The sequence below is a fragment of the Rhizobacter sp. P1_G5 genome (assembly GCF_056405435.1).
In genome coordinates, this window is the sequence record NZ_JBFUCB010000169.1 from 1 (window position 1) to 10322 (window position 10322).

13 protein-coding genes are annotated in these 10322 nt (G+C 67.3%); 11 read left to right on the forward strand and 2 right to left on the reverse strand.

Going from position 1 to position 10322, the window contains the following annotated elements; all coding sequences use genetic code 11:
- The 5 genes from ctaD to AC1D12_RS13915 all read left to right on the forward strand — a co-directional run.
- Positions 1–1626, forward strand: a 1626-nt coding sequence (gene ctaD / locus AC1D12_RS13895) for a cytochrome c oxidase subunit I (RefSeq protein WP_477841018.1), incomplete at its 5' end; no start/stop codon positions are given.
- A gap of 1 nt (position 1627) precedes the next feature.
- Positions 1628–1738 (forward strand): cytochrome oxidase small assembly protein, encoded by a 111-nt coding sequence (locus AC1D12_RS13900; protein WP_211191384.1) that lies wholly within the window; start codon positions 1628–1630, stop codon positions 1736–1738.
- A gap of 16 nt (positions 1739–1754) precedes the next feature.
- Positions 1755–2339 carry a cytochrome c oxidase assembly protein gene (locus tag AC1D12_RS13905; RefSeq protein WP_477841020.1) on the forward strand — a complete coding sequence of 195 codons (585 nt, stop codon included), beginning with the start codon at positions 1755–1757 and terminating at the stop codon, positions 2337–2339.
- Positions 2336–2572, forward strand: a complete 237-nt coding sequence (locus AC1D12_RS13910) for a DUF2970 domain-containing protein (protein ID WP_047499735.1) — start codon at positions 2336–2338, stop codon at positions 2570–2572. Before AC1D12_RS13905 ends, AC1D12_RS13910 begins: the two co-directional genes overlap by 4 nt.
- A 39-nt stretch (positions 2573–2611) precedes the next feature.
- The gene (locus tag AC1D12_RS13915) at positions 2612–3496 is read left to right on the forward strand and encodes a cytochrome c oxidase subunit 3 (RefSeq protein WP_477825937.1); all 885 of its coding nucleotides are present in this window, start codon (positions 2612–2614) and stop codon (positions 3494–3496) included.
- A 126-nt stretch (positions 3497–3622) separates the two neighbouring features.
- Here the strand turns inward: AC1D12_RS13915 and AC1D12_RS13920 are convergent, their stop codons facing one another.
- Positions 3623–3841, reverse strand: a complete 219-nt coding sequence (locus AC1D12_RS13920; protein WP_465114114.1) for a twin transmembrane helix small protein — start codon at positions 3839–3841, stop codon at positions 3623–3625.
- On the opposite strand from AC1D12_RS13920, the gene AC1D12_RS13925 reads away from it, so the two are divergent.
- Genes AC1D12_RS13925 through AC1D12_RS13945 form a run of 5 tightly spaced genes read left to right on the forward strand, consistent with a single transcriptional unit; the run spans position 3840 to position 7969 of the window.
- Positions 3840–4571, forward strand: coding sequence for an SURF1 family protein (locus tag AC1D12_RS13925; protein WP_477841022.1), 732 nt, complete (start codon positions 3840–3842; stop codon positions 4569–4571). The genes AC1D12_RS13920 and AC1D12_RS13925 overlap by 2 nt on opposite strands.
- The gene (locus AC1D12_RS13930; RefSeq protein ID WP_477841024.1) at positions 4525–5241 is read left to right on the forward strand and encodes an SCO family protein; all 717 of its coding nucleotides are present in this window, start codon (positions 4525–4527) and stop codon (positions 5239–5241) included. The genes AC1D12_RS13925 and AC1D12_RS13930 overlap by 47 nt, the downstream gene beginning before the upstream one ends.
- Before the next feature lies 1 nt (position 5242).
- The gene (locus AC1D12_RS13935) at positions 5243–6415 is read left to right on the forward strand and encodes a COX15/CtaA family protein (protein ID WP_477841026.1); all 1173 of its coding nucleotides are present in this window, start codon (positions 5243–5245) and stop codon (positions 6413–6415) included.
- A 19-nt stretch (positions 6416–6434) separates the two neighbouring features.
- Positions 6435–7355 (forward strand): heme o synthase, encoded by a 921-nt coding sequence (cyoE, locus tag AC1D12_RS13940; protein WP_477829070.1) that lies wholly within the window; start codon positions 6435–6437, stop codon positions 7353–7355.
- Positions 7356–7357: 2 nt separating this feature from the next.
- Positions 7358–7969 carry an SCO family protein gene (locus AC1D12_RS13945; RefSeq protein ID WP_477841028.1) on the forward strand — a complete coding sequence of 204 codons (612 nt, stop codon included), beginning with the start codon at positions 7358–7360 and terminating at the stop codon, positions 7967–7969.
- 60 nt (positions 7970–8029) lie between these two features.
- On the opposite strand, the gene rpoH is transcribed toward AC1D12_RS13945, so the two are convergent.
- Positions 8030–8965, reverse strand: coding sequence for an RNA polymerase sigma factor RpoH (gene rpoH / locus AC1D12_RS13950; RefSeq protein ID WP_465114173.1), 936 nt, complete (start codon positions 8963–8965; stop codon positions 8030–8032).
- A gap of 231 nt (positions 8966–9196) precedes the next feature.
- Between rpoH and AC1D12_RS13955 the strand changes: the two genes are divergently transcribed.
- Positions 9197–10322 (forward strand): gamma-glutamyltransferase family protein (locus AC1D12_RS13955; RefSeq protein WP_477841030.1); only part of this gene is annotated, 1126 nt, incomplete at its 3' end.

The window sequence follows — 10322 nt, forward strand, 5'->3', positions numbered from 1 at the left end:
GTTCTCGATCCGCACGGCCACGGCCACGACACCCACGCCGGGCATGATGATCATGCCCACCACCCGCACGGCTGGCGCCGCTGGGTCTACGCGACCAACCACAAGGACATCGGCACGCTGTACCTGCTGTTCTCGTTCACGATGCTGATCGTGGGCGGGATGCTGGCGCTGCTGATCCGTGCCGAGCTGTTCCAGCCGGGCCTGCAGATCGTCAACCCGCAGCTGTTCAACCAGCTGACGACGATGCACGGGCTGATCATGGTGTTCGGCGCGATCATGCCGGCCTTCGTCGGCTTCGCGAACTGGATGGTGCCGCTGCAGATCGGCGCGCCCGACATGGCGTTCGCGCGCATGAACAACCTGAGCTTCTGGCTGCTGATCCCGGCCGCGCTGATGCTGGTGGGTTCGTTCTTCATGCCCGGCGGCGCGCCGGCGGCCGGCTGGACGCTGTATGCGCCGCTGACGCTGCAGATGGGGCCGTCGATGGATGCCGGCATCTTCGCGATGCACATCATGGGCGCGAGCTCGATCATGGGCTCGATCAACATCATCGTCACCATCCTCAACATGCGCGCGCCCGGCATGACGCTGATGAAGATGCCGATGTTCTGCTGGACCTGGCTGATCACCGCCTACCTGCTGATCGCGGTGATGCCGGTGCTGGCCGGCGCGATCACGATGACGCTGACCGACCGCCACTTCGGCACCAGCTTCTTCAACCCCGCCGGCGGCGGCGACCCGGTGATGTACCAGCACATCTTCTGGTTCTTCGGCCACCCCGAGGTGTACATCATGATCCTGCCGGCGTTCGGCATCGTGAGCCACATCGTGCCGGCCTTCGCCCGCAAGCGCCTGTTYGGCTACRCCTCSATGGTGTACGCCACCGSSTCSATCGCSATCCTGTCGTTCATCGTSTGGGCGCACCACATGTTCACSACCGGCATGCCGGTYACSGGCCAGCTGTTCTTCATGTACKCSACSATGCTGATCGCSGTGCCCACSGGCGTGAAGRTSTTCAACTGGATCGCSACGATGTGGCGCGGATCGATGACCTTCGAGACGCCGATGCTGTTCGCGGTCGGCTTCATCTTCGTGTTCACGATGGGTGGCTTCACCGGCCTGATCCTCGCGATGGCGCCGGTCGACATCCAGCTGCAGGACACCTACTACGTGGTGGCGCATTTCCACTACGTGCTGGTGGCCGGCTCGCTGTATGCGATGTTCGCCGGCTTCTACTACTGGGCGCCGAAGTGGACCGGCGTGATGTACAGCGAGACGCGCGGCAAGATCCATTTCTGGGGCTCGCTGATCTCGTTCAACCTGACGTTCTTCCCGATGCACTTCCTGGGCCTGGCCGGCATGCCGCGACGCTATGCCGACTACCCGATGCAGTTCGCCGACTTCAACATGGTCGCGTCGATCGGCGCGTTCTGGTTCGGGCTGATGCAGGTCTACTTCTTCCTCTTCATCGTCGTGCCCTGCATGCGTGGCAAGGGCGAGCCGGCGCCGCAGAAGCCGTGGGAAGCCGCCGAAGGGCTGGAATGGGAAGTGCCGTCGCCCGCGCCGTTCCACACCTTCGAGCACCCGCCGAAGCTGAACGCGGCCGCCACCAAGGTGATCGGCTGACATGACGCCCGAGCAGAAGAAGAACAACCGCCGGCTGGGATGGATCCTGGCCTCGGTGGCCATCGTCTTCTTCATCGGCTTCATGGCCAAGGCCGCTCTCTTCGGGCTGTGATGCGGACTCTGATGCCATGAACGACAAAGGCCTGAAGACCGACAACCTGCGCATGGCGGGCAAGCTGGTCGTGGTGGCCGTCGTGATGGCCGGTTTCGGCCTGGCGATGGTGCCGATGTACCGCTCGATCTGCGAAGCGCTCGGCGTCAACGTGCTGTCGCTGTCGGAGCGCGCGGTGCCGGGCAATTCGGATGCGCCGAGCAGGAACACGCAGGTCGACGCGAGCCGCACGATCACGGTGGAGTTCGATGCCAACGCGCGCGGGCCGTGGGAGTTCAAGTCGATGCAGCGTTCGATCGATGTGCACCCGGGCGAGCTCGCGACGGTGATGTACGAGTTCCGCAACGTGCAGGACCGCACGATGACCGCGCAGGCGATCCCGAGTTACGCGCCGAAGCAGGCCTCGCCGCATTTCAACAAGCTCGAGTGCTTCTGCTTCAGCGAGCACACGCTGAAGCCGGGCGAGAGCAAGCAGTGGCCGGTGGTGTTCGTGATCGACCCGAAGCTGCCGAAGGACGTGAAGACGATCACGCTGTCGTACACCTTCTTCGAGGTGGCGGGCGGCAAGGTGGCGGCGGTGTCGAAGGAGCCTCGTTCATGAGCGATGGCCTGAAGGATGCGGTCAAGCGCCGCGGCTCGTTCCTGATGACGATGAAGGCGGTTGCCTGGTCGTTCTTCGGCGTGCGCAAGTCGGGCGACTACGAGAAGGATGTGGAGCAGCTGAACCCGGTGCACCTGATCATCGCGGGCGTCCTCGGCGCCGCGCTGTTCGTGATCGTGCTCGTGGTGCTGGTGCAGTGGGTGTTGGCCAGCGGTGTCGCCACCGCGAGCTGAAGAGCAAGAGACAGACAGATCGGACTAGCAGGAGAACACATGTCGTCAGCGACGCATTCGGGCCAGGCCCCTCACTATTTCGTTCCGGCGCCTTCGCGGCACCCGGTGATGGCCGCCTTCGGCCTGCTGCTGGTGATCTTCGGTGCCGGCCAGTGGGTCAACGGCCACGGCTGGGCGGCGTACGTGCTGCTGTTCGGGCTGCTGTGGTGGGCCTTCGTGCTGAAGCAGTGGTTCGGCGACGCGATCGGCGAGAGCGAGGGCGGGCTCTACAGCGACCGCATCGATGTCTCGTACCGCTGGAGCATGAGCTGGTTCATCTTCTCCGAGGTGATGTTCTTCGGCGCCTTCTTCGGCGCGCTGTTCTGGGCGCGGCTGCATGCGGTGCCCAACCTCGCGAGTTTCGACAACGCGATCCTGTGGCCCGATTTCAAGGCGATCTGGCCGAGTTCGGGCGTGGGCTTCACCGCGGCGCCGGCCGGCACGGTCGAGCCGTTCCGCACGATGGGCCCGTGGCCGATCCCGACCATCAACACCGCGCTGCTGCTGACTTCGGGCGTCACGCTGACGATCGCGCACCATGCGCTGATCGCCGGCCAGCGCGCGAAGACGATCACCTTCATGTGGATCACGGTGCTGCTGGGCATCCTGTTCCTGACGCTGCAGGGCTACGAGTACCACCATGCGTACAGCGAGCTGAACCTGAAGCTGTCGTCGGGCATCTACGGCTCGACCTTCTTCATGCTGACCGGCTTCCACGGCTTCCACGTGTTCGTCGGCATGCTGATGCTGCTGTTCATCACGCTGCGCCTGCAGCGCGGGCACTTCACGCCGCAGCGCCACTTCGGTTTCGAAGGCGCCGCGTGGTACTGGCACTTCGTCGATGTGGTGTGGCTCGGCCTCTACATCGTCGTGTATTGGCTCTAGACAGGGCCCCCCAGTCGCTTCGCTCCTGCCCCCGAGGGGCGCCTCCCCTCGGCCCGGCGGAGCCGGATCCTGGGGAGTTGCTGGATGGAAAGAGCGCCTTGCGGCGCTCTTTTTCATTCGCGGTGATCAGCTCGTGCGGATGCCCGTCGGTTGGATCCAGCCCATCCAGTAGCTGAACAGGATGATCGCGAACAGCAGGACCGAGAGACCCACGCGTACGGCGAGCGCACGCATCATGTTCCCCGTCTTCGGCTTGCCATCGCGGCCGTCGCGCATCATGAAGACACCGGCGAATGCCAGCGCGCCGATGATGAGGACGAAGGCGACGCCGATCAGGTATTTCATGGGCACCGATTATTCCACCCGCACTCTCGCCGCGATCGTGCTGATCGCCACCGTGCTGGGCATGGGCATCACCGCCCGGCTCGGCATGTGGCAGCTGAGCCGGGCCGCGCAGAAGCAGGCGCTGCAGACGGCCCTCGACGAGCGCGGCCACCTGGCGCCGCTCGACGATGCGACGCTCGCGCGCACCGCGCCCGAGGCCGAGGCCCAGCACTACCGGCCGGTGCGCCTGCAGGGCGAGTGGCGGACGGCGGCCACCGTCTTCCTCGACAACCGGCAGATGAACGGCCGGCCGGGCTTCTTCGTCGTGACGCCGCTCGTGCTGCCGGGCGGCGATGCGGTGCTGGTGCAGCGCGGCTGGGCACCGCGCGACATGGTCGACCGCACCCGCGTGCCGAGCGTGCCGACGCCCGCCGGCCGCGTCGAGGTGCGCGGGCTGATCGCCCCGCCTCCCGCACGGCTGTTCGACTTCGCGGGCGGTGCCCCCGGTACCATCCGGCAGAATCTCGACCTCGCGGCGTTCGCGAAGGAGGTCGGCGTGACGCTGCGGCCGCTGTCGGTGCAGCAGCTCGACGAACCGGCCGATGGCCTGTCGCGCCACTGGCCCGCTCCCGCGGTCGACATCCACAAGCACTATGGGTACGCGTTCCAGTGGTTCGCGATGTGCGCACTGATGGCAGGTCTGTATGTCTGGTTCCAACTCCTCCGTCCCCGGCTCCGGCGCYGTGCCTGACAGCCCGCTCAACTTCAGCGTGCATTCGCTGCCGTCACCCGCGCTGGCCGACGAGCAGCGCCGCACCGCGGCAGGCCGCCTGCGCATGCTGCTGGTGCTGGCGGTGTGCGCCGCGCCGGTGATCGCGTCGTACTTCACCTACTTCGTGATCCGGCCCGAGGGCCGCACCAACTACAGCGAGCTGATCACACCGGGGCGGCCGATGCCGGACGACCTCGGGCTGCGCACGCTGGGCGGCGAGCCGGTGGCGGCCGCAGCCTTGCGCGATCAGTGGCTGATCGTCGTGGTCGGCGACGCGGCCTGCGACAAGACCTGCGAGGACCATCTCTACCTGCAGCGGCAGATCCGCGAGTCGCTCGGCCGCGAGAAGGAGCGCGTCGACAAGGTCTGGCTCGTCACCGGCACGGGCGCGCCGCGGCCGGAGGTGATGCAGGCGATCTCGGTCGGCACGCCGGCCTCGGTGCTGTGGGTCTCGCGCGAGCGGCTCGCGGCCTGGCTCGCGCCGGCCGAGGGGCAGGCGCTGTCGCAGCACATCTACCTCGTCGATCCGATGGGGCAGTGGATGATGCGGGTGCCGCCGAAGCCCGATGCGGCGCGGCTGAAGCGCGACATTGAAAAATTGTTGCGCGCGTCGGCCTCGTGGGACCAGCCCGGACGCCCGGCGCGTTGAGATGAGCGCGGTGGCGTCCTATGACCTGAGCCCGCTGGCCACGATGGCGCTGGTGGCGGTGCTGCTCGCGACCGGCCCGCTGGTKTGGATCGTGCTGCGGCACCGCCGCGCGCACCCGGCGACGCGGCTGCGCGCCCTCACGGTGATGACGCTGTTCCTCACCTTCGACCTGGTGCTGTTCGGCGCCTTCACGCGGCTCAGCGATTCCGGCCTCGGCTGCCCCGACTGGCCCGGCTGCTACGGCAACGCCAGCCCGCTGGGCGCGCAAGGCCACATCGAGGCGGCGCAGACGGCGATGCCCGGCGGCCCGGTCACGCACGGCAAGGCCTGGGTCGAGATGGTGCACCGCTACCTTGCGGGCGGGGTCGGCGTGCTGATCATCGCGATCACGATCGCGGCGTGGCGGCAGCGGCGGCGCGACGCACGCGCGTTGTCACCGTGGTGGGCGACGGCGACGCTCGGCTGGGTCTGTGTGCAAGGCGCGTTCGGCGCGCTGACCGTCACGATGAAGCTGTTCCCCGCCATCGTCACGCTGCACCTGCTCGGCGGGCTCGGGCTGCTGATGCTGCTCGCGGTGCAGGCCCAGGTCCAGGCCCAGGCCAATGACCCCCACCGGCCGTCGCTCGCGATGCCGGCTTCGCTGCGCCGCGCGGTGTGGGCGGTGCTCGCGATCGCCCTCGCCCAGGTGACGCTGGGCGGCTGGGTCAGCACGAACTACGCGGTGCTCGCCTGCACCGATTTCCCGACCTGCCAGGGCGAGTGGTGGCCGGCGATGGATTTCGAGCACGGCTTCGCGGTCTGGCGCGAGCTGGGTGCCGGCAAGGACGGCGGCTTCCTGCCGTTCGCCGCGCTGACGGCGATCCACGTGGTGCACCGCATCGGCGCGTTCGTGACCTTGTCGGCGCTGCTGCTGCTGGCCTGGCGACTGCATGCGAGCGGCGAGCCGGCGCTGCGCCGCTGGGCGCTGCGCTTCGCGGCGGTCGCGGCCTGGCAACTGGCCAGCGGGCTCGGCAACGTGGTGCTCGGCTGGCCGCTGGTGGCGGCCCTGGCCCACACCGGCGGCGCCGCGGCGCTGCTCACGCTGCTGGCGGCGCTGCTGGCGCGTGCGCATGTGGACGTTTTGTCCGTCGGGCGGCGTTCTCCCGCGGCTGCGGCCTGGGGGCACGCCTCGTAAAATCAGCGGTTCGCTGCCCATGTCCAACACCTTGACCACCCCTGCCGCCACGGACACCCGCGTCGCCCATCCGCCGCGCTGGCGGCAGTTCTACGCGCTGACCAAGCCGCGCGTGGTGCAGCTGATCGTGTTCTGCGCCGTCATCGGCATGCTGCTCGCGGTGCCGGGCCTGCCGGACTGGAAGCCCGCACTGGCAGGCACGGCAGGCATCTGGCTGGTGGCGGCCGCCGCGGCGGCGTTCAACTGCCTGGTCGAGCAGCACATCGACGCGAAGATGGCCCGCACCGCCTGGCGGCCGACCGCCAAGGGCGAGCTGACCAACACGCAGACGCTGCTGTTCTCGGGCGTGCTGTGCGCCATCGGCAGTGCCGTCCTGTACCTGTTCGTGAACCCGCTGACGATGTGGCTGACCTTCGCCACCTTCATCGGCTACGCGGTGATCTACACCGTGGTGCTGAAGCCGCTGACACCGCAGAACATCGTGATCGGCGGTGCGTCGGGCGCGATGCCGCCGGTGCTCGGCTGGGCGGCGATGCGCGGCGAGGTCGGCCCCGAGGCGCTGATGCTGTGCCTGATCATCTTCCTGTGGACGCCGCCGCATTTCTGGGCGCTGGCGCTGTACCGCGTCGAGGACTACCGCAAGGCCGGCCTGCCGATGCTGCCGGTCACGCACGGCAACGAGTTCACGCGGTTGCAGGTGCTGCTGTACACCTTCGTGCTGTTCGCCGCGACGTTGCTGCCGTTCGTGTTCGGCATGAGCGGCTGGCTCTACCTGGCCGCGGCCGTGGTGCTGGGTGCGATGTTCACCGGCTACGCATGGAAGCTGTGGCGCTCGTATTCCGATGCGCTTGCGCGCCGCACCTTCCTGTTCTCGATCTGGCACCTGTCGCTGCTGTTCGCAGCGCTGCTGGTGGACCACTACCTGAGCCCCCTGCTGTGACGATGCAACGCCGATTCCTTGCCACCGCGTTCCTGTTCGCTGGTGTCGGCCTGCTGGCCGGCTGCGACAAGCTGCCGCAGCTCGCGTCGTCGACGCCGGCCTTCAAGGCGGTCGACATCACCGGTGCCGACTACGGCAGCGGCCTGTCGCTGCCCGACCAGAACGGCAAGACGCGCACGCTGGCCGATTTCAAGGGCAAGCTGACGGTCGTGTTCTTCGGCTACACGCAGTGCCCCGACGTCTGCCCGACCACGATGGCCGAGCTCGCCCAGGTCAAGAAGGCGCTTGGTGCCGACGGCGACAAGGTGCAGGGCGTGTTCATCACGATCGACCCGGAGCGCGACACGCCGGAGATCCTGAAGGCGTACATGGGCAGCTTCGACCCGAGCTTCGTTGCGCTGCGCGGCACGCCCGAGCAGACCGCGGCGGTCGCGAAGTCGTTCAAGGTGTTCTACGCCAAGGTGCCCGGCAAGACCGAGGGCAGCTACACGATGGACCACACCGCCGGCTCGTACGTGTTCGACACGAGCGGCAAGCTGCGGTTGTTCACGCGCTACGGCAGCGGCAGCGAGGCGTTGAAGTCGGACCTGCAGGCCTTGCTGAAGAGCACCTGAAACGCCTCCCGCACAAAAGGAAAGGGCCCCGAGGGGCCCTTCGTGCTTTCCGTCCGGCGCTCACGCCGCTTCGGTCAGCGCCTTGCGCATCTTCTTCATCGCGGCGACCTCGATCTGCCGGATGCGCTCGGCGCTGACGCCATACTCGCCGGCCAGGTCGTGCAGCGTCATGCCGCCCGAGCTGTCGTCGTTCACCTTCAGCCAGCGCTCCTCGACGATGCGGCGGCTGCGTGCGTCGAGCGCGTCGAGCGCCTGCGCGATGCCGTCGCCGGCCAGCCAGTCGCGGCGCTGCGCCTCGATCACGCGGGTCGGCTCGCTGCTGTCGTCGGCCAGGTAGGCGATCGGCGCGTAGCTTTCCTCGCTGTCGTCGCCTTGCGGTTCGAGGGCGATGTCGCCGCCGGACAGGCGGGTCTCCATCTCGAGCACTTCCTCGCGCTTGACGTTCAGTTGCTGCGCGACGCGGTCGATCTCGGCCTGCGTCAGCGTGGCACGGTGCGTCGAGCCGTCGGCGGCGTCTTCCTTCATGCTCTGCTTCATCGAGCGCAGGTTGAAGAACAGCTTGCGCTGGGCCTTGGTCGTCGCGACCTTCACCATGCGCCAGTTCTTCAGGATGTACTCGTGGATCTCCGCCTTGATCCAGTGCATCGCGTAGCTGACCAGGCGCACGCCCTGGTCCGGGTCGAAGCGCTTGACGGCCTTCATCAGGCCGACGTTGCCTTCCTGGATCAGGTCGCCGTGCGGCAGGCCGTAGCCGAGGTACTGGCGCGAAATCGACGCCACCAGGCGCAGGTGCGACAGCACCAGCTTCCCGGCGGCTTCGACATCGCCGTGCTCGCGCAGCCGGCGCGCGAACGACACTTCTTCTTCGTGCGTCAGCAGCGGGATGCGATTGATCGCCGACATGTACGCATCGAGGTTGCCCAGCGAGGGCACCATCGCGAACGGGTCGCGCAGTGTCAGGGCGGTATCGGGGGACAGGGTCTTCGTGAGGCTCATGGAAGCATCAGACATGCTGAAATTCCTTTCGTTCCCTTGATATTAGCACTCGACTTCGGAGAGTGCTGATGGCGCCGGACGGTCCATCCGTCAGAGGGGCAATGTGAGCAAATACTTGCAACAAAACGTCGGCAAATCTTGTGCCTATCCCCACTGACTGCAAGGCTTTGCGACTATCCTGCCGAATTCCAACCACTGGTGCCATCCGGTACCTCCGAGGAGAACGTCACGATGAAGACCCGTCGTCTGCTGAAGAGTTTCGTGGTATCCGCCGCAACGGTGTGTTGCTGGACGGTACATGCCGCGTCGATCGCACCGGCCGCCGCCGAGAACGGCATGGTCGTCACCGCGCAGCATTACGCGACGCAGGTGGGCGTGGACGTGCTGARGAAGGGCGGCAACGCGGTGGATGCGGCGGTCGCGGTCGGCTATGCGCTGGCGGTGGTCTACCCGGCGGCCGGCAACCTGGGCGGCGGCGGCTTCATGACGATCCAGCTGGCCGACGGCCGCAAGACCTTCCTCGACTTCCGCGAGAAGGCGCCGCTCGCCGCGACGCCGAACATGTACCTCGACGCGAGCGGCAACGTGATCAAGGGCCTGAGCACCACCGGCCACCTGGCGGTCGGCGTGCCTGGCACGGTGTCCGGCCTGGAGCTGGCGCGGGCGAAGTACGGCACGATGAAGCGGGCGCAGCTGATCGCACCGGCGATCGGCTTCGCCGAGAAGGGCTTCGTGCTGGACCAGGGCGATGTCGACATGCTGCTGACCTCCACCGAAGACTTCCGCAAGGACCCGGCCTCCGGGGCGATCTTCCTGAACAAGGGCCAGCCGTTCCAGCCCGGCCAGCGCCTGGTGCAGAAGGACCTCGCGAAGACGCTGCGGCTGATTTCGCAGAAGGGCGAGGCCGGCTTCTACAAGGGCTCGGTGGGTGCCGCCATCGTCGCCTCCAGCCAGGCCGGCAAGGGCATCCTCACGCAGGCCGACCTTGACCAGTACAAGACCCGCGAACTCGCGCCGGTCGAGTGCGACTACCGCGGCTATCGCATCGTCTCGGCTCCGCCGCCGAGCTCGGGCGGGGTCGTGATCTGCGAGATCCTGAACGTGCTCGAAGGCTACCCGCTGAAGGACCTGGGCTACCGCTCGGCGCAGTCGGTGCACTACCAGATCGAGGCGATGCGCCATGCCTACGTCGACCGCAACAGCTACCTGGGTGACCCGGACTTCGTCAAGAACCCGCTCGACCGGCTGCTCGACAAGGGCTATGCCGAGAAGATCCGCGGCGTGATCGATCCGGCCAAGGCCGGCGTGTCGAAGGACATCAAGCCCGGCGTCGAGCCGCACGAGGGCAGCAACACGA